A 20,250-nucleotide genomic window follows, 5' to 3' on the forward strand; every position below is an offset into this window, starting at 1 on the left:
TCAGCCGCGGGCTGCCCTGTCGGGAGCTGGACGTGCTGTCGTGCAGAGACATCGCCCGGCTCCTCTCCCGGAACGCGGCGCCGGGACCGTCCCGGCGGTGTGACACAACCACTGTGCCGCTACGCCGAGTTGGGCGCCACCGAATAAAACGCCCGTACGCCGGTCAGCGCCGCCACCGGCGCCGGCGGGCCTTGCCGAAGAACCACCCGGCGGGCGGCTCGTCCGACCTCCACGGCTGCGGCTCGGGCTCCTCGGTGCGCCAGCGGGCGGCGAGCATACGGGCGCGGGCGGAGGGCTCCGACGTCTCGGCGGACCGTATGAAGTCCTCGTCCAGCACGACGCCGTCCCACTCGTCGCGCCCCTCGTCGTACCGTGTCACCTCGTCAGCCATCGCCGTACCTCCCAACTGTGCATCCCCTCGGCCCAGTGTGCCGACCGGTGCGTGAAGCCCCCGTCAAGTCCGGGCCCCGTCAAGACGCGGATCGGTCGGGACGGGGCCCGGCGGAGTCCGGCGGCGGGCCCTATTCCTCGCCCGCCAGGGTCAGCGTGCGCAGCTTCTGCCCCGCGTACCAGGTGGCCAGCACGGTGACCGCCACCAGCAGCACCGTGGCCGTCGGCAGCCCGACGTCCGAGGTCACCAGGTCCCCGCCGGCGACCTTGTGGGCCACGGCCAGCGCCCACTGCTGGACGCTCAGGGTGCGCGCCCCGGGCACCAGGGAGCCGAACAGCGCCTCCCAGACGAGGGCGTAGACCAGTCCGAAGACCACCGCGTGCCGGGACACCGTGCCGAGGAGGAGGAAGAGGGCCGCGTACGCGATCGAGGCGACGAGCGCGGCCACCGTGTAGGCGACGGCGATCTGCTGTCCGTTGCCGTTCAGGATGAAGCCCGCGATCAGCGTCGGTACCGCCGAGAACACCATGGTCGCCGCGATCGCCACGATCAGCTTGGTGAAGATGATCGTCGGCCGCTTCAGCGGCTTGGACAGCAGATACACCACGGAGCCGTCGTCGATCTCCGGGCCGATCGCGCCGGTGCCCGCGATCACGCCGATGATCGGCACCATCGTGGCGAGCGCGAAGCCGCCGAGGACGTCCGCCGCCGTCTGGTCGTCGGCTCCGGTCAGGGCGCGCACCACCACCGAGATCACGAGCAGCAGCAGCGGCAGCGCGCCGAGGATGAGGGCTCGGCGGCGGCCGAGCAGGGCCCGATAGGTGAGCCGGGCGACTGTGGGGTCGTACATCTTCGGCCTCCTACGCCGCGACCAGGTACGAGAAGACGGACTCGAGGGACTCGTCGGACGGCGAGACCGTGAGCAGCCGGATGCCGTGGTCGCGGGCGACCTTCGGCAGCAAGGCGGTGAAGCGGCCGAAGTCGACGGCCTGGATGCGCAGCGCGCCCTCCGTGAGGTCGACCTCGATGCCGGACGTCGACGGGTCGGCGATCAGCGCGGCCGCGAGCGCGCGGTCGTCGCTGGAGCGCACCAGATAGCGGTGCGGCCGGTCGGTCATCAGACGGCGGATCTTGCGGAAGTCGCCGCTGGCCGCGTGCCGGCCCGCGACGACGACCTCGATGTGCCGGGCGAGTTGCTCGACCTCTTCGAGGATGTGGGAGGAGAACAGCACCGTGCGCCCCTCGTCCCCCATGCGCCGCAGCAGCTCCATGAGGTGCATGCGCTGACGAGGGTCCATGCCGTTGAACGGCTCGTCGAGCAGGAGCAGGGACGGGTCGTGGACGAGCGCGCTCGCCATCTTCACGCGCTGGCGCATGCCCTTGGAGTACGTGGCGATCTTCCGGTCCTGCGCGTACTCCATCTCGACCGTGGCCAGGGCGCGTCCGGCAGCCTTGGCCCCGAGCCCGTGCAACTCGGCGTTGGCGACGACGAATTCGCGGCCGGTGAGGAAGTCGTACATCGCCTCCCGCTCGGGGACGATGCCGATGTGCCGGTAGATCCCCTCGTTGCGCCACACCGGCTTCCCGTCGAGGGTGACCGTGCCGGTGGAGGGGGCGAGGAAGCCGCCCATCATGTTGATGAGGGTGGACTTTCCGGCACCGTTGGGGCCGAGCAGGCCGGTGACGCCGGGCCCGATGGTCATGGTGACGTCGTTGACGGCGACCACGTTGCCGAACCAGCGGGAGACGTGGTCGAGGGAAAGAGTGCTCATGGGCGCAGCCCATTCCTTAGAAGGGTGGTGGCGGGAGACGGGTGGGAGTGGTCACAGGCCCACCTTCTTGTAGCGGCGGATCAGGAGGCCGTAGGCGGCGGCGATCAGGCCCAGGATGACGAGAACGAACACCGCGCCCTGGGCGTGCGAGGGGCCTACCCCTCCGGGGTAGGTGGAGGGCGCGCCCAGGAAGGCGGACTGCACGCCGTTGATCATCGTGATCGGCGAGAACAGGCCGATCCAGGGGATCACGCCGTCGTTGCCGTGGAAGTGGGCGATGGCCTGGAGGGTGGAGACCGCGCCGTACGAGATGGTCAGTACGGCGATCACGGCCGCGATGCCGAAGCCGCGGCGCGGGGTGACGGCCGCGATGACCAGGCCGATGCCGGCGAACAGCAGCGAGAGCAGCGCCACGGAGGCCAGTCCTTCGGCGAATCCCTTGGTCTGGTGGGCGAAGTCCATCTTGGCCAGCAGCGCGCCCACGTAGAGGACGAGCAGCGGAACGCCGGTCAGGATGAACAGCGCCGAAGCCAGCGCCGCGTACTTGGCGCGTACGTAGTCGGCGATCTCGATGGGCCGCGAGAAGTACAGCGGTACGGTCTTGAAGCGCAGGTCGCGCGAGACGGCCTGGGGTGCCTGCGCGGCGACGTACAGGCTGATGACCGCCTGCATCATGATCAGGTACCGGGTGTAGGGCACCGGCAGGTCGTGCATCTTGGTGAAGACGGCGACGGCCACCATGATGGCCGCGGGCACGCACATCACCACGAACAGCAGCATCGGCAGCACCTTGGACTTCACCGAGCGGCCGAGGCCGTAGGAGCCGCGCAGGGTCTGCGAGTAGAGGGAGCGGGTGGCGTAGGAGCGGCCGAGACGGGGGCCGTCGTAGGCGCGGTAGCCGATGTTGTGGATGCGGCTCTGGTCACCCGTCGGCGTAGCCGTCGCCTGCTTGGACTGCTCAACCGCCATGGCGGAGCGCCTCCTTCCCCTGCGCGTCGTGCTGCTGGTCCCGTTGCTCGTCGGCGTCCCGGAAGACCTCCGAGATGTGGTGCCTGCGCTGCTCCATGCGCACCAGACCGAGGCCGAGGTCGGCGACGACGTCACGGACCAGGTCGTACGTCTGGTCGCCGGACGCGGGGAGCAGCAGGACGTGTCCGGCACCGGGCAGGCCGCCGCCGTCGTCGTGGGTGTCCACCCCGCGCGCGTGGAGCGCCTCGCGGACCGCGCGGGTGCCGTCAGGGTGCTCGTCGGTGTCGGTGACCTCGATCGCGAGGGTGGTCGTGGTCTGCGTGAAGTCGGTGGTGGAGCTGGAGCGCAGGAGCCTGCCGCCGTCGATGACGACGACGTGGTCGCAGGTGCGCTCCAGCTCGCCCAGCAGGTGGGAGGTGACCAGGACCGAGATGCCGAAGTCGGTGTGGACGCGTCGGATCAGGCCGAGCATGTCGTCGCGGCCGACCGGGTCGAGGCCGTTGGTCGGCTCGTCCAAGAAGACCAGCTGCGGGTCGTGGACCAGGGCCTGCGCGAGCTTCACGCGCTGCTTCATGCCGGTCGAGTAGCCGCCGATGGGGCGGTAGCGCTCCTCGTACAGGCCCACATGGCGCAGCGTGTCCGCGGTCCGCTCGCGCGCGGCGGCCGGCGGCAGGCCGGACATGCGGGCCATGTGCACGACGAACTCGGTGGCCGAGACGTCGGGCGGCAGGCAGTCGTGTTCCGGCATGTAGCCGACCCGCTCCCGGATCGCGGCCCCTTGGCTGCCGACGTCGAGGCCGAGCACCGCGGCTCGCCCCTCGGTGGCGGGGGACAGACCCAACAGGATCTTGATCAGGGTGGACTTGCCGGCCCCGTTGGCTCCGACGAGTCCCGTCACACCGGGTCCGATGTCCACGGAGAGCCGGTCAAGCGCGGTCACCCGGGGGAACCGCTTGCTCAGGCTTTCGGTCGCGATCACAGTCACGTCCTCGACCGTAGTGGCGTACGCCGCGGCCGTCGTCAGACCGCAGAGCCGTCTTGGCATCCGACTCCAGTCGTACGGGTCCGTAGGGGATGCCCCTGCCTGAGGGCTACCCGGAGTATCCACAGGCCGGCATTCCCCCTATTGACGCAGCCTCTAACAACTGCGAGATTCGCCGGAGTCACGTTACGGGCGAGTAATGCAGTCGGCGCGGACGACCGTGGGGCGGTGGCATGACAACGGCAGTGAAAGACGAACTCTCCGTGGAACTGCGGGGGTTCAGGCGGGTCCAGCGCCTCGCCTACGAGTGCGCGGAGGCGGTCGCGGCCCGGCTTGAGCCGGGGGTGACCGAGCGCGAGGCGGCACGGATGCAGCGGGAGTGGCTGCGCCGGCGAGGGGTGCGGGACTGGTTCCACCTGCCGTTCGCCTGGTTCGGGGACCGTACGGCGTTCACGGGCTTCCGGATACCCCTGCAGTTCTTCCCGACGGACCGCCGGCTGGAGCCGGGCATGCCGTTCATCCTCGACATGGCCCCGGTGTACGCGGGGTACACGGCCGACATCGGTTACTCGGGCTCTCTCGGATCCAACCCGGTGCAGGACCGGCTGATGGCCGACCTGGAGGCGCACCGCGAGCTGATCCTGCGCGAGGTCCGCGAGCGGCGCCCGCTGCGCGAGATATACGAGGACGTGGACCGCCTCATGGTGCGCCAGGGCTATGCGAACCGGCACCGGGCCTACCCCTTCGGGGTGATCGCGCACAAGGTCGACCGGGTGCGGGAGCGCCGCTGGTCGCCGAAGGCGTTCGGGTTCGGCGCGCAGTCCCTGAAGGGCCTGGCGTCCGACGCGCTGCACGGCCACCGCGAGGGCTGGTCGCCCCTGTGGTCGCCGTACCGCTTCTCGGACCACCCCCCGCGGCCGGGCCTGTGGGCGGTCGAACCGCACCTCGGATTCCGGGGTACAGGCGCGAAGTTCGAGGAGATCCTGGTCGTCACCGACTCCCGGGACCCCGAGCAGAGCGCCTTCTGGCTGGACGACGATCTGCCGCACGTGCGGCGCTGGGCGGAGGACAAGTGACGACGCTGAAGGGCGCGCGGGAGCGCGTGGTGCGCACGGGCGGGGTCGAGCTGTGCGTGGCGGAACTGGGCGATCCGAAGCAGCCGACGGTCGTGCTCGTGCACGGCTATCCGGACAGCAAGGAGGTGTGGTCGGAGGTCGCGGTGCGCCTCGCGGACCGCTTCCACGTCGTCCTGTACGACGTCCGGGGCCACGGCCGTTCGACCGCACCGCATCCGCTGCGCGGCGGCTTCACGCTGGCGAAGCTCACGGACGACTTCCTGGCGGTCGTGGACGCGGTCAGCCCGGACCGACCGGTGCACCTGGTCGGGCACGACTGGGGCTCGGTGCAGTCCTGGGAGTTCGTGACGGTGGCCCGCACCAAGGGCCGTATCGCCTCCTTCACCTCGATGTCCGGACCGTCCCTCGACCACTTCGGGCACTGGATCAACGCGCGCGTGAAGCGTCCGACGCCCCGGCGGGTGGGCCAACTCCTCGGCCAGGGCGCCAAGTCCTGGTACGTGTACCTCCTGCACACGCCCGTGCTGCCGGAGCTGGCCTGGCGCGGCCCGCTCGGCAAGCGCTGGCCGAAGATCCTGGAGCGGATGGAGAAGACCCCCGGCACCGACTACCCGACCCCGTCGCTCCCCACGGATGCGGCACACGGCGCCTGGCTGTACCGGGACAACGTACGGTCCAGGCTCCTGCATCCCCGCCCCGACGCCTACGCCCACACGCCCGTGCAGCTCATCACGCCCCAGGCGGACGCCTTCCTCTCGGAGCGGCTGTACGACGACCTGGAGCAGTGGGCTCCGCAGTTGACCCGCCACACCCTCCCGGCCAAGCACTGGATCCCGCGCACCCGGCCCGACCAACTCGCCACCTGGATCACGGAGTTCGTCACCGGAGTCGAAAGCGGCCGGCCGGAGCCGGCGAAGTCCTCCGGCAAGCACGCGGACCGCTTCGGCGGGCAGCTCGTACTGGTGACCGGCGCGGGCAGTGGCATCGGACGGGCGACGGCGTTCGCGTTCGCGGAGGCCGGCGCGCGCGTGGTGGCCGTCGACCGGGACGCCGAATCCGCCGCCCGCACCGCCGAGTTGGCACGCCTGCTCGGTGCGCGCGAGGCCTGGCCGGAGAGCGCCGACGTCTCCGACGAGCAGGCCATGGAGAAGCTCGCCGAGAAGGTCGCCGCCGAGTACGGCGTGGTGGACGTGCTGGTGAACAACGCCGGGATCGGGCTGTCGGGTTCGTTCTTCGACACCACGCCGGAGGACTGGCGCAAGGTCCTGGACGTCAACCTGTGGGGAGTGCTGCATGGTTGCCGCCTCTTCGGCGCGCAGATGGCCGAGCGCGGGCAGGGCGGCCACATCGTCAACGTCGCGTCGGCCGCGGCGTATCAGCCCTCGCGCGCGCTGTCCGCCTACAGCACCTCCAAGGCGGCGGTCCTGATGCTGAGCGAGTGCCTGCGCGCCGAACTCACCGACCAGGCAATCGGGGTGACGGCGGTCTGCCCCGGTTTCGTCAACACCTCCATCACCTCGACGGCACGCTTCACCGGCGTGGACGCCGACGAGGAGCGCCGCCGCCGGAAGCGCACGGCGCGCCTGTACGGACTGCGCAACTACCCGCCGGAGAAGGTGGCTCGGGCGATTCTGCGGGCGGTGGCCCGCAACGAGGCACTGGCGCCGGTGACCCCGGAGGCGCACGGCGCACATCTCATGTCCCGTTTCATGCCGGGGGTGTTGAGGAAGATCGCGCGGGTGAATCCACGGATATGAGGCGCTGATGTGGTCGATGCCGCGGCGCCCTGGGGGAGTTGAGTGGGCGGGTCGCCTCAATCACGACGCTGTCGGCCGAACGGGCCGGAGCAGTACGGATCTTGGGCGGTCTGCCATCAAGTCCCCTCTATGGAAATGATCTTGGCGAAACACCTTGAATCGCCCATGAGTTGTCCACACTCTCGCCAATTTCCCTGTGGATAACCGGACTTGCTTGTGGATCAAACATGTGGACGAAAATTGTTCGCGTGATCCATGTCTCTCCCGGCACTCTGGTGGCATGAACGCGAGAGACACAGGAGACGGAAGAGGGAGAGGCGAGAGACGCACCGTGACGGTGTCGAAGTACCTCTCGAAGCACCTGCGCCACCAGCCCGAGCGCATCGGCCTCACGCTCGACGAAGGCGGCTGGGTCGAGATCGACACGCTGATCGCCGCGGCCGCCGCGCACAGCTTCCGGTTCACCCGCGAGGAGCTCGACCATGTGGTGGCCGCCAACGACAAGAAGCGCTTCGCGGTCGAGGGCACCCGGATCCGTGCCAGCCAGGGCCACAGCATCGAGGTCGACCTGGGCCTGCCGCCGGCGACCCCGCCGCCGCATCTGTACCACGGGACGGTCGCCCGCAACCTGGACGCGATCCGCACCGAGGGCCTCCGCCCCATGCGCAGACACGACGTACACCTTTCCGCGGACCGCGAGACCGCGGCCCGCGTCGGCGCCCGCCGAGGCCGCCCCGTCGTGCTGACCGTCGACGCCGCCGCCATGCACCGCGACGGCCATGTCTTCCACGTCAGCGCGAACGGCGTGTGGCTCACCCAGGCCGTGCCGGCCCCGTACCTGCGCTTTCCGGCGTCACGCTGACACCTTCTGCCTCACCCGCCCCTCCCGTCACGTGGTCGGGCGACCTCGCACGGTGACCGTTTCCATCGTTGCCGATGGTCCCCTTAGCCTCAGACGCATGAGTCTGCGTCTGAGCACCGTGATCCTCCCGTACCGCCGCTGGCACGAAGGGGCCCGTTCGGCCTGGATGCGGGCCGAAGAGCTCGGCTTCCACGCCGCGTACACCTACGACCACCTGTCCTGGCGCAGCTTCCGCGACGGGCCCTGGTTCGGCGCGATACCGACACTGACCGCAGCGGCGGCCGTCACCGAGCGACTGCGCCTGGGCACGCTGGTGACCTCGCCGAACTTCCGGCACCCGGTGCAGCTCGCCAAGGAACTGATCTCCCTCGACGACATCTCCGGCGGGCGCGTCACCCTCGGTATCGGCGCGGGCGGCACCGGCTTCGACGCCACCGCGCTCGGGCAGGAGCCCTGGACGCCGCGCGAGCGGGCTGACCGGCTCGCCGAGTTCGTGCCGCTCCTCGACCGGCTCCTGACCGAGGACTCAGTGTCCTACGAGGGCCACTTCTACTCGGCGCACGAGGCCCGCAACATCCCGGGCTGTGTGCAGCGCCCGCGCCTGCCCTTCGCGGTCGCCGCCACCGGGCCGCGCGGGCTGAAGCTCGCCGCGCGGCACGGACAGGCCTGGGTGACGACCGGCGACCCCAAGCTGTACGAGACCGGCACGCCCGAGGAGTCCCGCGCGGCGATCCGCGGCCAGGTCGAGAAGCTCGGCAAGGCCTGCGCGGAGATCGGCCGCGACGCCGGCACCGTGGAGAAGACCCTGCTCACCGGGTTCACTCCGGACCGCGGTCGCCCGCTGGAGTCCCTGGACGCCTTCGTCGACTTCGCGGGCCGGCACCAGGAGCTGGGCTTCGACGAGATCGTGATCCACTGGCCCATCCCCGACTCGGACTTCGCCGCGAACGAGAAGGTGTTCGAGCAGATCGCCACGGAGGCCGTGGCCCAGCTGAGCTGAGCAGGGCCGTTGGGCAGCCACGCGTCGCCGTACAGTCATTTGTGTCTCATCTGTGCGAACTCTCGCACTTCCGTGCGGGCATATGCATGAGAATGACCGGGTGACCTCAGCGACCCGACAGCCCGAGACCCCGGCCTCCCCTAAGCTCTCGTCTTCGCTCAACGGGGGAGGCGCCTCCGTCGTCCCGCCCCGGTTGATCGCCACCGATCTCGACGGCACGCTGCTGTGGGACGACAAGTCGGTCTCCCCGCGCACGGTCGCCGCGCTGGCCGCGGCCGAGGAAGCCGGCATCGAGGTCTTCTTCGTCACGGGCCGCCCGGCCCGCTGGATGGACGTCGTCAGCGACCACGTCCACGGCCACGGCCTGGCGATCTGCGGCAACGGCGCCGCCGTGGTCGACCTGCACGGTGGCCCCGGCGCCCACCGGTTCGTGAAGGTGCGCGAACTGGCCCGGGAGAACGCCCTCGACGCCGTACGACTGCTGCGCGACGCCGCGCCGGGCACGCTGTACGCGGTGGAGCAGACGTACGGCTTCCACCAGGAGCCGGCGTATCCCAAGCTGCACATGGAGGCGCCCGACCGTCTGCTGCCCGCGGAGAAGATCCTGGCGGCCGACGGCCCCGGAGGCGACGAGCCGGTCCTGAAGATCCTCGCCTACCACCCCGACCTCGACCCCGACGCCTTCCTCACACTCGCCCGCCTCGCCGTCGGCGACCGGGCCAACGTCACGCGCTCCAGCCCCAGCGCCCTGCTGGAGCTCAGCGGTCCGGGTGTCTCCAAGGCCAGCACGCTCGCTCTGTGCTGTGCCGAGCGCGGGATCTCGCACGAGGAGGTCGTGGCCTTCGGGGACATGCCCAACGACGTCGAGATGCTCACCTGGGCGGGCACCTCGTACGCGATGGGGAACGCGCACCCCGACGTGATCGCTGCGGCATCGGGGCGCACGGTCGCCAACAACGAGGACGGGGTGGCGGTCGTCATCGAGCAGATCCTGGCCGAGCGGCCGTAGCAGATCCCGCCCGCTCGGTTTCACGTGAAACACACCATTTCGTGAAACACGCCTTTCAGGAGGCGATGTGCTGGGTCCCGATCCGCTTGCGGAACACCCAGTACGTCCAGCCCTGGTAGAGCAGCACGATCGGCGTGGCGATCCCCGCGCACCAGGTCATGATCTTCAGGGTGTACGGGCTCGACGAGGCGTTGGTGACCGTGAGGCTCCAGTCCTCGTTGAGCGAGGACGGCATGACGTTCGGGAAGAGCGACAGGAAGAACATCGCCACGGTCGCCACGATGGCGAGGCCCGACAGAGCGAACGCCCACCCCTCGCGGGCCGCCCGGTTCGCCACGAGAGCGGCGACCAGCGCGACGATCTCCACGATCACCGCCACCAGGCTCTTGCCGTCACCGCTGTCGGCCTGCGTCCACAGCAGGAAGACCGACGTCAGGACGGCCGTGGCGAGACCGACCCGCAGCGCCGTCCTCCGCGCCCGCTCCCGGATGTCCCCCACGGTCTTGAGGGCGGTGAACACCGAGCCGTGGAAGGTGAACAGGGTCAGCGTCACCAGCCCGCCGAGGAGCGCATAGGGGTTGAACAGATCCCCCACCGTTCCGACGTACTCGAAGTGCGCGTCGAGCTTCACGCCCCGCACGATGTTGCCGAACGCCACGCCCCACAGGAACGCCGGGACCAGTGAGGTCCAGAAGATCGCCGTCTCCCAGGTGCGCTGCCAGTTCTCCTCCGGCCGCTTGGCCCGGTACTCGAAGGCGACGCCCCGGACGATCAGGCAGACCAGGATGACCAGGAAGGGCAGGTAGAAGCCCGAGAAGAGCGTGGCGTACCACTCGGGGAAGGCGGCGAAGGTCGCGCCGCCGGCCGTGAGCAGCCACACCTCGTTGCCGTCCCAGACCGGCCCGATGGTGTTGATCAGCACCCGCTTCTCGGCCCGGTCGCGGGCGAGCAGCCTGGTGAGGATGCCGACCCCGAAGTCGAAGCCCTCCAGGAAGAAGTAACCGGTCCACAGGACGGCTATCAGGGCGAACCAGACGTCGTGCAGTTCCATGACTGTGCAGCTCCCTCGGCCTAGTACGAGAAGGCCATCGGCTTGTCGGCGTCCCGGGAGTCGCCGCCGATCCTCGTGGGCGGGTTGAGGTCGTCCTCGGTGAGCTCGGGAGGCCCGGCCTTGACGTACTTCACGAGCAGCTTGACCTCGACGACGGCGAGGACGGCGTACAGAGCGGTGAAGACGAGCATCGAGGTGAGGATCTCGGCCTGCGAGACCCCGGGGGACACCGCGTCACGGGTGCGCAGGACGCCGTACACGACCCAGGGCTGACGGCCCATCTCGGTGAAGATCCAGCCCCAGGAGTTGGCGATCAGCGGGAAGGCCAGGGTCCAGATCGCGATGCGCCAGTACCAGGTGGTGAGCTTCGGGCCGAGCGCCTTGTTGCGGAACAGGACCAGATGCGGCACCTCGTCCTCGCCCACCCTCAGGTGCCGCGGCAGCATGAACTTCGCACGGGTCAGCCAGAGTCCGGCCAGACCGATCGCGAAGGACGCCATGCCGAAGCCGATCATCCAGCGGAAGCCCCAGAAGGTGACGGGGATGACGGGCCGGTAGTCGCCGGGGCCGTACTTCTCCTGCTCGGCCTTGTTGGTGTCGTTGATGCCGGGCACATGCGAGCTGAAGTTGTCGTCGGCGAGGAACGACAGCAGTCCGGGGACGGTCAACTCCACCGTGTTGTGGCCCTTGCTGACGTCGCCGTAGGCGAAGACCGAGAACGGCGCGGAGTCCTGACCGTTCCACAGGGCCTCGGCAGCGGCCATCTTCATCGGCTGCTGCTTGAACATGACCTTGCCGAGCAGGTCGCCGCTGACCGAGGTGAGCAGGCCGGCGATGACCACGGTGACCAGGCCGAGCCGCAGCGACGTCTTCATCACGCGGACGTGCCTCCTGCGCAGCAGGTGGAAGCTCGCTATCCCGACCATGAACGCGCCACCGGTCAGGAAGGACGCGGTGAGCGTGTGGAACGCCTGCGCCAGCGCGGTGTTCTGCGTCAGCACGTGCCAGAAGTCCGTGAGTTCGGCACGCCCCTTCGCCTTGTTGATCCGGTAGCCGACCGGGTGCTGCATCCACGAGTTGGCCGCGAGGATGAAGTACGCGGACAAGGCCGTGCCGAGCGACACCATCCAGATGCAGGCCAGGTGGATCCTCTTGGGCAGCTTGTCCCAGCCGAAGATCCACAGGCCGATGAAGGTGGACTCGAAGAAGAAGGCGATCAGCGCCTCGAAGGCGAGCGGGGCGCCGAAGATGTCACCGACGAAGCGGGAGTAGGCCGACCAGTTCATGCCGAACTGGAACTCCTGGACGATGCCGGTGACGACGCCCATCGCGATGTTGATCAGGAAGAGCTTTCCCCAGAACTTCGTCGCCCTGAGGTACTTCTCGTTCTCCGTACGCACCCAGGCGGTCTGCAGCCCGGCCGTGAGGGCGGCCAGCGAGATCGTCAGCGGGACGAAGAAGAAGTGGTAGACGGTGGTGATGCCGAATTGCCAGCGCGCCAGTGTCTCCGGCGCCAGAGCCAACTCCACGGCGTGGTCTCCTTATCGCGCTTGTGAATGAGTTCACATTCACAAGTCATTATGGCGCACGCCTTTTCGAGACCCGGACGTGGGGTCCCCTCCTTCGGCTCCGGTCATCCCCCTGACGACGCCGATCCGGCGAGGCGACCTCCGCCGCCTCGCCGGATCGGACAACTCACTGCCGTCTAAGGCCCGTTCAGAGCTCCCTGCGGAAGGCCTCCGCCACCTTCAGGAAGATGTCGTTCGCCTCGCACTCGCCGATCGTCACCCGCACCCCCTCGCTCGGGAACGGCCGCACCACGACCCCGTGCTCCTCACAGGCCTTCGCGAACGCGGCCGTGCGCTCCCCCAGCCGCAGCCAGACGAAGTTGGCCTGACTCTCGGGCACGGTCCAGCCCTGGGCGCACAGGGCCTCGGCCACGCGCGTGCGCTCGCACACCAACGAGCCGACCCGGCCCAGCAGTTCGTCCTCGCAGCGCAGCGACGCGACGGCCGCGTCCTGCGCGATCTGGCTCACGCCGAACGGCACGGCCGTCTTGCGCAGCGCCGCCGCCACCGGCTCGTGCGCGATCGCGAAACCGACGCGCAGCCCGGCGAGGCCGTACGCCTTCGAAAAGGTGCGCAGGACACAGACGTTGGGGCGCTCGCGGTAGAGCTCCACGCCGTCCGGCACCTCGGGGTCGCGGACGAACTCCCGGTAGGCCTCGTCCAGCACCACCAGGACGTTGCTGGGCACCCGGTCGAGGAACCGCTCCAGCTCGGCGCGCCGGACGACCGTACCCGTGGGGTTGTTGGGGTTGCAGACGAAGATCAGGCGGGTCCGGTCGGTGATCGCGTCCGCCATCGCGTCCAGATCGTGCACATCGCCCGCCGAGAGCGGCACCCGCACCGACCGGGCACCGCTGATCTGCGTGATGATCGGGTACGCCTCGAAGGACCGCCAGGCGTAGATGACCTCGTCGCCCGGTCCGCTGGTGGCCTGGAGCAGCTGCTGGGCGACACCCACGGAGCCGGTGCCGGTGGCCAGATGGCTGAGCGGGACACCGAAGCGCTCCGACAGCTCCTCCATCAGCCCCATGCACGCCATGTCCGGGTAGCGGTTGAAGGACGAGGCGGCCGCGGTCACGGACTCCATGACGCCGGGCAGCGGCGGATACGGGTTCTCGTTGGAGGACAGCTTGTAGGCGACCGGTCCGCCGGCCGCGGCGGCCTTGCCCGGCTTGTAGGTGGGGATACCCTCCAGCTCGGCGCGCAGCTTCGGGCTCGTCTCGCTCACCGCATTCCTCCTCGCGACCACCGGCGGACCGTCAGCGCCGCCGGCTTCCAATACTCCTCACCTTATGAGGATTCCGCGCGCCTGCGCACTGATGAGCGGCAGGGAGAAGCGGTCCGGATCGGAAGCCGCGGGCCGCACAGGCATCACGGGTATCGCCGTACGAAGGCGTACGAAACAGGGGGCGCGCCGCACATATATCTACGCGCCGGTGGCTCGCGCCGTGGCGCGCATCCCTCGTGAAGGTGAGTTGAGACCTCTTCGAAACATGGAGCACTTGGCAGGCCCGTGTGCGCCGACAAGTCACGTCTTGCCATTAGATCGTTCAACTGGCTTGGTTTCCAAGGCCATTGCCCCTGCGCAACCTTGCAGAAACGTGCCTGTCAACGCGTGCATATGCGTCCGCACTACCCCACCACATGAGCCCTACTATCGGCTCGCCATGACAGCAGCAGGGAAGCACCAGGTGAGCCGAGCGGAAACCTCACGTCGAGGCACCCGACCGGGCCGGGCGGGCATCAGAGACGTGGCCGCCGCAGCCGGGGTCTCCATCACGACCGTCTCCGACGCCCTCAACGGCAAGGGCCGGCTCCCGGACGCCACCCGGCGCCATGTCCGCGAGGTCGCCGACCGACTGGGGTACCGCCCCTCGGCCGCCGCCCGCACGCTCCGTACCGGCAAGTCGGGCCTCATCGGCCTGACCGTGACGACGTACGGGGATGAACCTTTCACCTTCACCGAGTTCGCCTACTTCGCCGAGATGGCCCGGGCCGCCACCTCGGCCGCGCTCGCCCGCGGCTACGCCCTCGTCATCCTGCCCGCCACCTCGCGCCACGACGTGTGGTCGAACGTCGCCCTGGACGGCACGGTCGTCATCGACCCCTCCGACCAGGACCCGGTCGTCACCGAGCTGGCCCGGCAGGGCTTACCGGTCGTCTCCGACGGCCGCCCGGCCGGCACGCTCCCGGTCACCGCCTGGGTCGACAACGACCACGAGGCCGCCGTCCTCGGCATCCTCGACCACCTCGCCGACGCGGGCGCCCGCCGGATCGGCCTGCTCACCGGCACGACGACGGACACGTACACCCACCTGTCGACCACGGCGTACCTGCACTGGTGCGAGCGGGTCGGCCAGGATCCGGTGTACGAGGCCTACCCGGCGCACGACCCCTGCGCGGGCGCCGTCGCCGCCGACCGGCTGCTGGCCCGCCCGGACCGCCCCGACGCCGTCTACGGCCTGTTCGACCCCAACGGAACCGATCTGCTCGCCGCCGCCCGCCGCTACGGGCTGCGCGTCCCGGACGACCTGCTGCTGGTGTGCTGCAGCGAGTCCACCGTGTACGCCAACACCGAGCCGCCCATCACCACGCTCTCCCTCAAGCCGCGCCGCATCGGCACGGCGGTGGTCCAGCTCCTCATCGACGCCATCGAGGGGGTCGACTCGGACCAGCCGGTCGAGCAGGTTATACCGACCGAACTGATCGTCCGCACCTCCTCCATGCGACGTTCCCCGCGTACGACGGTCAGCCCGCCGCGGTCGCCGGACGGGACGTAGCGCCACCGGGGGGCGGTCGGCCGGGGGCGGCCCGGGAGCGGGTCCTGGTTCCGGTCCCTGTCGGGACAGCGGGCGCACCGGAGGGGGAGGGCACGTCGGTGGGTGGCGCCTCGATGGGTGGGCACATCGGCGAGTGGGGCGGGGCCGGAGGGCCGGGCAGAGGCCGGAGGGCGGCGCGTCCGGGGGTCATCGGGAGAGCGCCAGAAGATCGCCGGCCGGTCATCCGTTGATCACCAAGCCTGCTCCCGTTGGTCATCAAGTCAGCCGTCAGCTGAGGCAAAACCTACCCAAACGGGGCGAAAGCCACGCCGAACCGGAGTCCTGCGCTGATTCACCACCCCTGGGTCATCACATGGCGCGATCCGCATTCCTATGATGGGCCCACGACACCGCGGGCCGCTGCGACCAGGCAGTCCGATGCGGTGCAGATGCGGCGCGATGGTGGAGGGGTCTGATGACTCAGGGGGCCGGTCAGGGACCTGAGGCGGAGCGGGTGACGACGCTGCGCGACTTTCGGGTACCCGCGTACGTCCACGAGGCCGGTCCGTACGCCCACAGCACCCTCTCCGACGACACCGTGACGCGCGTCGACGAGGGCTACCCGGAGGAGTACACGCCCACGCAGCGTGACCTGCCCGTCATCGACCGCGGCGACACGGTCCAGGCGGCCGCCGAGCCTGCCGCGGACCCCGCTGCGCAGTCCGACACCGGTCCGGGCCCGCTGTTCGTCGTCGGGGACGTCCACGGCTATCTCGACGAGCTGGTCGCCGCGCTCCAGGAGAAGGGGCTGATCGACTCGGAGAGCCAGTGGTGCGCGGGCACCGCCCGGCTGTGGTTCCTCGGCGACTTCACCGACCGCGGCCCGGACGGCATCGGCGTCATCGACCTCGTCATGCGGCTGTCCGCCGAGGCCGCCGCGGCCGGCGGCTACTGCAAGGCGCTCATGGGCAACCACGAGCTGCTGCTGCTCGGCGCCAAGCGCTTCCGCGACGCCCCCGTCCACTCCGGTGCGGGCACCGCCACCTTCCAGGCCGCCTGGCTGCTCAACGGCGGCCAGAAGACCGACATGGACCGCCTCCAGGACCACCACCTGCAGTGGATGGCCCGCCTGGACGCCCTGGAGGAGGTCGACGGCTACCTGCTCGTCCACTCCGACACCACCGTCTATCTCGACTACGGCGACTCGATCGAGGCGGTCAACGACACGGTCCGCGAGACGCTCACGCGCAACGACGTGGACGAATGCTGGGACCTGTTCCGCAAGTTCACCAAGCGCTTCTCCTTCCGTGACGAGGGCGCCGACGCCGTGCGTTCCCTGCTCGATACATACGGCGGCACCCGGATCGTTCACGGTCACAGCCCGATCCCCTATCTGCTGGGCGAAGTCGGCTCCGAGGACGGCGAGGACGACGCCGGTCCGGTCGTCGAGGGTCCGCACGTCTACGCCGACGGGCTCGCCATCGCGATGGACGGCGGAGTGACCATGGCCGGAAAGCTGTTGGTTCAGCAACTCCCCCTGGATATCTGAGCGTTCAACGGGCAGGCGTCCCCCAGACGGCAGGCGTGCGGGCGGGCACCCAATTTCCGGCAACCCCCTGTCACCTCGTGCCGTCGCGGCTCTACCATCGGCTTATCCGTAGCAGGCTCCCCTCCGTTTCTGCCCGACGGGCTCGTCGGCGTGCGAGCCCCAAGCCCTACGGAGCATCGGGGGATGCACATGAACAGCGTTCCGCAGCACCTGCTGAGTGAGGACCGCCAGGACTACGAGCGGATCCTCGACGAGGCGCTGCGCTCCGCCCCACATCGTCCGGAACTGGCCGCTGTCGGACAGCGGCTCAACCCTGAACAGCTGCGCACCATGGCGCTCAACGCCACCGCACTCATCACGACGGCCGCGGCGGCCGAGTACCAGCACTATGTGAAGGTCCGCGAGCAACTGCGCCATCCGGCGTCGTCCACCCCGTCGTCCGCGCGCGAACCGGGCTCCGAGGAGTCGGCACCTGGCGCGGTGGCGATCGCCACCGCCCTCGGCGAGGCCGCCGAGACCAACGGCGCGGGCGCCATAGCCGTCGTCGCGGTGCTCGCTCCCTTCCTGGCCGGAACGGCCGCGGCGATCTTCCTGCTCGTCGGCTACATCCTGAAGATGCTCGACCCCCAGCCGGCGTTCGCCCAAACCATGCTCACCGCGGGCTGGGCTTTCGGGGCCATCACCGTCGTCGGAATCCTCGTCGCCGCCGTCGGGCTGCTGCTCACCGCTCTGCGCAACAGCCCCTCGCTCGAACCCGGCCCGCACGACGAGGCGAACGCGGAAGTGAGCCGCGCCAGGGAGGCCTGGCGGGAGGCCCTGCTGGAGCACGGCATCGTGCCCTTCCTGCAGGCCGCCCTCACCGAACCCGGCACCGCCGCACTGCCCAGCACGGCCCCTTCAGCACCGGCCGGCCGCATGCCGCGCCTCGGCTACGACCGTCCGGGCTTCAGCAGCCCCGACGACGGAACCGCAGCGGGCCAGCGCCCGAGCTTCAGCAGCCCGGACTACTCGAGCCCGGACTTCGGAGGCCCTGAACACCAGCCGGATTAGCCCGCATCAGCGCCCTCGCGGTTGCACCGTTCCGGACAGCTCATGGCTCGTACAACGGCACGAAGTGGATGACCGCTTCCTCGTAGGGATGAACCTTGAGGACTGCCTCCTGGACCGCACGAGCCTGTTCCTCGTGACAGACCGATTCGATCCTGCACTCCTTGCCGTGCTGTACCGCGCCGACTTCGCCGTCATAGGGATGGGAGCCGGGCAGCGACAGCCAGGTGCCGGTGACGCGCCAGACACTGGCACACCGGGCGTACTCACCCACCCGGCCTGCGCCGGCCGCGTGGAGAGCGTCGATCACTCTCTCCGCATGACTCTCCGGGACGGACACCTCGATCTTCAGACGCGCCATGCCCGGACACTAACAACCGGCACGGGTCCACAGGTGCGGTGCGGTCCGCGCCCCGGTCGTGGCGTGGGGCCAGTGGGGAGCGTGGACCGCCCGTGGAGGTGCCTCAGTCAGCGATCGGGAGATACACCCGGTTCCCGCCGGCCGCGAACTCCTTCGACTTCCGCAGCATCCCCTCGGCGACCTCCTCGGAAGACGCCGCGTCAGCCGCCGCACCGCCGAACCGCTCCGTGATGCTGTGGCTGATCTTCATGCTGCAGAACTTCGGTCCGCACATGGAGCAGAAGTGAGCCGTCTTGGCGGGCTCGGCCGGCAGGGTCTCGTCGTGGAACTCCCGTGCCGTGTCCGGGTCCAGGGCGAGGTTGAACTGGTCCTCCCACCGGAACTCGAACCGCGCGTCGGACAGCGCGTCGTCCCACTCCTGCGCACCTGGGTGCCCCTTCGCGAGGTCGGCTGCGTGGGCGGCGATCTTGTAGGTGATGACGCCGGTCTTGACGTCGTCACGGTTGGGCAGGCCCAAGTGCTCCTTGGGCGTGACGTAGCAGAGCATGGCCGTGCCCCACCAGGCGATCATCGCGGCACCGATGCCGGAGGTGATGTGGTCGTACGCCGGCGCGACGTCCGTCGTCAGCGGGCCGAGGGTATAGAACGGAGCCTCATCGCAGATCTCCTGTTGCAGGTCGATGTTCTCCTTGATCTTGTGCATCGGGACGTGTCCCGGGCCCTCGATCATGGTCTGTACGTGAAAACGCTTGGCGATCGCGTTGAGTTCCCCGAGTGTGCGCAACTCCGCGAACTGCGCCTCGTCGTTGGCGTCCGCGATCGACCCCGGCCGCAGACCGTCGCCCAGCGAGTAGGTGACGTCGTAGGCGGCGAGGATCTCGCAGAGCTCCTCGAAGTTCTCGTACAGGAACGACTCCTTGTGGTGGGCGAGGCACCACGCCGCCATGATCGAGCCGCCGCGCGAGACGATGCCGGTCTTGCGGTTCGCGGTGAGCGGCACGTACGGCAGGCGTACGCCCGCGTGGACCGTCATGTAGTCCACGCCCTGCTCGGCCTGCTCGACGACCGTGTCCTTGTAGATCTCCCAGGTCAGTTCCTCGGCCCTGCCGTCGACCTTCTCCAGGGCCTGATAGAGCGGCACCGTGCCGATGGGGACGGGGGAGTTGCGCAGCACCCACTCGCGGGTGGTGTGGATGTTGCGGCCGGTGGACAGGTCCATGACCGTGTCGGCGCCCCAGCGGGTCGCCCAGGTCATCTTCTCGACCTCCTCCTCGATGGAGGACGTCACCGCCGAGTTGCCGATGTTGGCGTTGACCTTCACCAGGAATCGCTTACCGATGATCATCGGCTCGATCTCGGGGTGATTGACGTTGGCGGGCAGCACGGCCCGTCCCGCCGCGATCTCCTCGCGAACGACCTCCGGGGAGACGTTCTCCCGGACGGCCACGTACTCCATCTCGGGCGTGATCTCGCCCCGGCGGGCGTACGCGAGCTGCGTGACCGCGCTGCCGTCGCGGCTGCGGCGCGGCTGGCGCGGCCCCCCGGGGAAGACCGCGTCGAGGTTGCGCAGTCCGCCACGCGGCGAGGTGTGCTTGATGCCGTCGTCCTCGGGCCGGACGGGGCGGCCCGCGTACTCCTCGGTGTCGCCGCGGGCAACGATCCAGTTCTCCCGCAGCGGCGACAGGCCCCTGCGGACATCGGTGTCGACGAGTGGATCGGTGTACGGGCCGGAGGTGTCGTACAGCGTGACCGACTGCCCGTTGGTGAGGTGCACCTGACGGACCGGCACGCGCACGTCGGGCCGTGAGCCCTCGACGTACCCCTTGTGCCAGCCGATGGACTTCCCGGCCTCCTGTGGCTGTTCACCCTGAGCGGAGGCAGGCGTGCGTGCGTCCTTGTTGGTCATGAGACCTACTCCCTACGCCGGCATTACCCGGTAACAGGTTCAGCGGTCGACGCAGCGGTTTCCGTTCGTCGCTGGTTCCGTGTGGAACGCCGTTCGTTCCACGTGAAACATCGCGAATACGGAGGTCAGCGCCCTCTCAGCCCGGTGCTCCGAGCTCCCGCGTGTGCAAAGGTGACTCCACGCTAGCGTCA

18 protein-coding genes and 1 riboswitch are annotated in these 20,250 nt (G+C 69.4%); of the genes, 8 read left to right on the forward strand and 10 right to left on the reverse strand.

The annotated features are described in order from the left end of the window. Positions 1–163 precede the first annotated feature (163 nt). The 5 genes from ABZ910_RS04570 to ABZ910_RS04590 all read right to left on the reverse strand — a co-directional run bounded on the left by ABZ910_RS04570 (position 164) and on the right by ABZ910_RS04590 (position 4,111). Positions 164–391 (reverse strand): hypothetical protein, encoded by a 228-nt coding sequence (locus ABZ910_RS04570; RefSeq protein ID WP_361359152.1) that lies wholly within the window; start codon positions 389–391, stop codon positions 164–166. Between the two features lie 130 nt (positions 392–521). Beyond that, a complete protein-coding gene (locus tag ABZ910_RS04575; RefSeq protein WP_361359155.1) occupies positions 522–1,241 on the reverse strand; it encodes an ABC transporter permease in 720 nt (239 codons plus the stop codon). Between the two features lie 10 nt (positions 1,242–1,251). After that, positions 1,252–2,163, reverse strand: a complete 912-nt coding sequence (locus tag ABZ910_RS04580) for an ABC transporter ATP-binding protein (protein ID WP_361359158.1) — start codon at positions 2,161–2,163, stop codon at positions 1,252–1,254. A gap of 51 nt (positions 2,164–2,214) precedes the next feature. Beyond that, entirely contained in the window at positions 2,215–3,132 is a 918-nt protein-coding gene (locus ABZ910_RS04585; RefSeq protein WP_361359161.1) for an ABC transporter permease, read from the reverse strand. Then, positions 3,122–4,111, reverse strand: a complete 990-nt coding sequence (locus ABZ910_RS04590; protein WP_361359936.1) for an ABC transporter ATP-binding protein — start codon at positions 4,109–4,111, stop codon at positions 3,122–3,124. The genes ABZ910_RS04585 and ABZ910_RS04590 overlap by 11 nt, the downstream gene beginning before the upstream one ends. 236 nt (positions 4,112–4,347) lie before the next feature. On the opposite strand from ABZ910_RS04590, the gene ABZ910_RS04595 reads away from it, so the two are divergent. The 5 genes from ABZ910_RS04595 (at position 4,348) to ABZ910_RS04615 (ending at position 9,818) form a co-directional block, all read left to right on the forward strand. After that, a complete protein-coding gene (locus tag ABZ910_RS04595) occupies positions 4,348–5,190 on the forward strand; it encodes a M24 family metallopeptidase (RefSeq protein ID WP_361359164.1) in 843 nt (280 codons plus the stop codon). Then, positions 5,187–6,947, forward strand: coding sequence for an SDR family oxidoreductase (locus ABZ910_RS04600; protein WP_361359167.1), 1,761 nt, complete (start codon positions 5,187–5,189; stop codon positions 6,945–6,947). Before ABZ910_RS04595 ends, ABZ910_RS04600 begins: the two co-directional genes overlap by 4 nt. A gap of 280 nt (positions 6,948–7,227) precedes the next feature. Next, positions 7,228–7,809 carry an RNA 2'-phosphotransferase gene (locus ABZ910_RS04605; RefSeq protein ID WP_361359170.1) on the forward strand — a complete coding sequence of 194 codons (582 nt, stop codon included), beginning with the start codon at positions 7,228–7,230 and terminating at the stop codon, positions 7,807–7,809. A gap of 97 nt (positions 7,810–7,906) precedes the next feature. Next, entirely contained in the window at positions 7,907–8,809 is a 903-nt protein-coding gene (locus ABZ910_RS04610; RefSeq protein ID WP_361359173.1) for an LLM class flavin-dependent oxidoreductase, read from the forward strand. 82 nt (positions 8,810–8,891) lie between these two features. Further along, positions 8,892–9,818, forward strand: a complete 927-nt coding sequence (locus ABZ910_RS04615) for a Cof-type HAD-IIB family hydrolase (protein WP_361359176.1) — start codon at positions 8,892–8,894, stop codon at positions 9,816–9,818. Between the two features lie 55 nt (positions 9,819–9,873). Here ABZ910_RS04615 and cydB read toward each other — a convergent pair whose 3' ends face one another. The 3 genes from cydB to hisC all read right to left on the reverse strand — a co-directional run bounded on the left by cydB (position 9,874) and on the right by hisC (position 13,665). Further along, positions 9,874–10,869, reverse strand: coding sequence for a cytochrome d ubiquinol oxidase subunit II (gene cydB, locus ABZ910_RS04620; protein ID WP_361359178.1), 996 nt, complete (start codon positions 10,867–10,869; stop codon positions 9,874–9,876). A 20-nt stretch (positions 10,870–10,889) separates the two neighbouring features. After that, the gene (locus ABZ910_RS04625; protein WP_361359181.1) at positions 10,890–12,398 is read right to left on the reverse strand and encodes a cytochrome ubiquinol oxidase subunit I; all 1,509 of its coding nucleotides are present in this window, start codon (positions 12,396–12,398) and stop codon (positions 10,890–10,892) included. A gap of 187 nt (positions 12,399–12,585) precedes the next feature. Beyond that, complete coding sequence (gene hisC / locus ABZ910_RS04630; protein WP_361359184.1) at positions 12,586–13,665, reverse strand: histidinol-phosphate transaminase; 1,080 nt, start codon at positions 13,663–13,665, stop codon at positions 12,586–12,588. 439 nt (positions 13,666–14,104) lie between these two features. Here hisC and ABZ910_RS04635 point away from each other — a divergent pair, with 439 nt between their 5' ends. The 3 genes from ABZ910_RS04635 (at position 14,105) to ABZ910_RS04645 (ending at position 17,795) form a co-directional block, all read left to right on the forward strand. Then, positions 14,105–15,217 (forward strand): LacI family DNA-binding transcriptional regulator, encoded by a 1,113-nt coding sequence (locus ABZ910_RS04635; RefSeq protein WP_361359186.1) that lies wholly within the window; start codon positions 14,105–14,107, stop codon positions 15,215–15,217. 454 nt (positions 15,218–15,671) lie between these two features. Beyond that, complete coding sequence (locus tag ABZ910_RS04640) at positions 15,672–16,745, forward strand: metallophosphoesterase (protein WP_361359189.1); 1,074 nt, start codon at positions 15,672–15,674, stop codon at positions 16,743–16,745. Between the two features lie 183 nt (positions 16,746–16,928). Then, positions 16,929–17,795, forward strand: a complete 867-nt coding sequence (locus ABZ910_RS04645; RefSeq protein WP_361359192.1) for a hypothetical protein — start codon at positions 16,929–16,931, stop codon at positions 17,793–17,795. A 40-nt stretch (positions 17,796–17,835) separates the two neighbouring features. Here ABZ910_RS04645 and ABZ910_RS04650 read toward each other — a convergent pair whose 3' ends face one another. Beyond that, positions 17,836–18,153, reverse strand: a complete 318-nt coding sequence (locus ABZ910_RS04650; RefSeq protein ID WP_361359195.1) for a hypothetical protein — start codon at positions 18,151–18,153, stop codon at positions 17,836–17,838. Positions 18,154–18,256: 103 nt separating this feature from the next. Then, entirely contained in the window at positions 18,257–20,059 is a 1,803-nt protein-coding gene (gene thiC, locus ABZ910_RS04655) for a phosphomethylpyrimidine synthase ThiC (RefSeq protein ID WP_361359198.1), read from the reverse strand. Next, positions 20,052–20,230: riboswitch (TPP riboswitch) on the reverse strand. (Overlaps the previous gene by 8 nt.) Positions 20,231–20,250 lie beyond the last annotated feature (20 nt).

Origin of the sequence: Streptomyces sp. NPDC046805 (assembly GCF_040645355.1) — a bacterium.
Taxonomy (GTDB): domain Bacteria; phylum Actinomycetota; class Actinomycetes; order Streptomycetales; family Streptomycetaceae; genus Streptomyces.

Bases quoted from the DNA above. Each gene is read 5' to 3' on its own strand.
- ABZ910_RS04570 (WP_361359152.1), bottom strand. From the start codon at position 391: ATGGCTGACGAGGTGACACGGTACGACGAGGGGCGCGACGAGTGGGAC.
- ABZ910_RS04575 (WP_361359155.1), bottom strand. From the start codon at position 1,241: ATGTACGACCCCACAGTCGCCCGGCTCACCTATCGGGCCCTGCTCGGC.
- ABZ910_RS04580 (WP_361359158.1), bottom strand. From the start codon at position 2,163: ATGAGCACTCTTTCCCTCGACCACGTCTCCCGCTGGTTCGGCAACGTG.
- ABZ910_RS04585 (WP_361359161.1), bottom strand. From the start codon at position 3,132: ATGGCGGTTGAGCAGTCCAAGCAGGCGACGGCTACGCCGACGGGTGAC.
- ABZ910_RS04595 (WP_361359164.1), top strand. From the start codon at position 4,348: ATGACAACGGCAGTGAAAGACGAACTCTCCGTGGAACTGCGGGGGTTC.
- ABZ910_RS04605 (WP_361359170.1), top strand. From the start codon at position 7,228: ATGAACGCGAGAGACACAGGAGACGGAAGAGGGAGAGGCGAGAGACGC.
- ABZ910_RS04610 (WP_361359173.1), top strand. From the start codon at position 7,907: ATGAGTCTGCGTCTGAGCACCGTGATCCTCCCGTACCGCCGCTGGCAC.
- ABZ910_RS04615 (WP_361359176.1), top strand. From the start codon at position 8,892: ATGCATGAGAATGACCGGGTGACCTCAGCGACCCGACAGCCCGAGACC.
- cydB (WP_361359178.1), bottom strand. From the start codon at position 10,869: ATGGAACTGCACGACGTCTGGTTCGCCCTGATAGCCGTCCTGTGGACC.
- ABZ910_RS04635 (WP_361359186.1), top strand. From the start codon at position 14,105: ATGACAGCAGCAGGGAAGCACCAGGTGAGCCGAGCGGAAACCTCACGT.
- ABZ910_RS04640 (WP_361359189.1), top strand. From the start codon at position 15,672: ATGACTCAGGGGGCCGGTCAGGGACCTGAGGCGGAGCGGGTGACGACG.
- ABZ910_RS04645 (WP_361359192.1), top strand. From the start codon at position 16,929: ATGCACATGAACAGCGTTCCGCAGCACCTGCTGAGTGAGGACCGCCAG.
- ABZ910_RS04650 (WP_361359195.1), bottom strand. From the start codon at position 18,153: ATGGCGCGTCTGAAGATCGAGGTGTCCGTCCCGGAGAGTCATGCGGAG.
- thiC (WP_361359198.1), bottom strand. From the start codon at position 20,059: ATGACCAACAAGGACGCACGCACGCCTGCCTCCGCTCAGGGTGAACAG.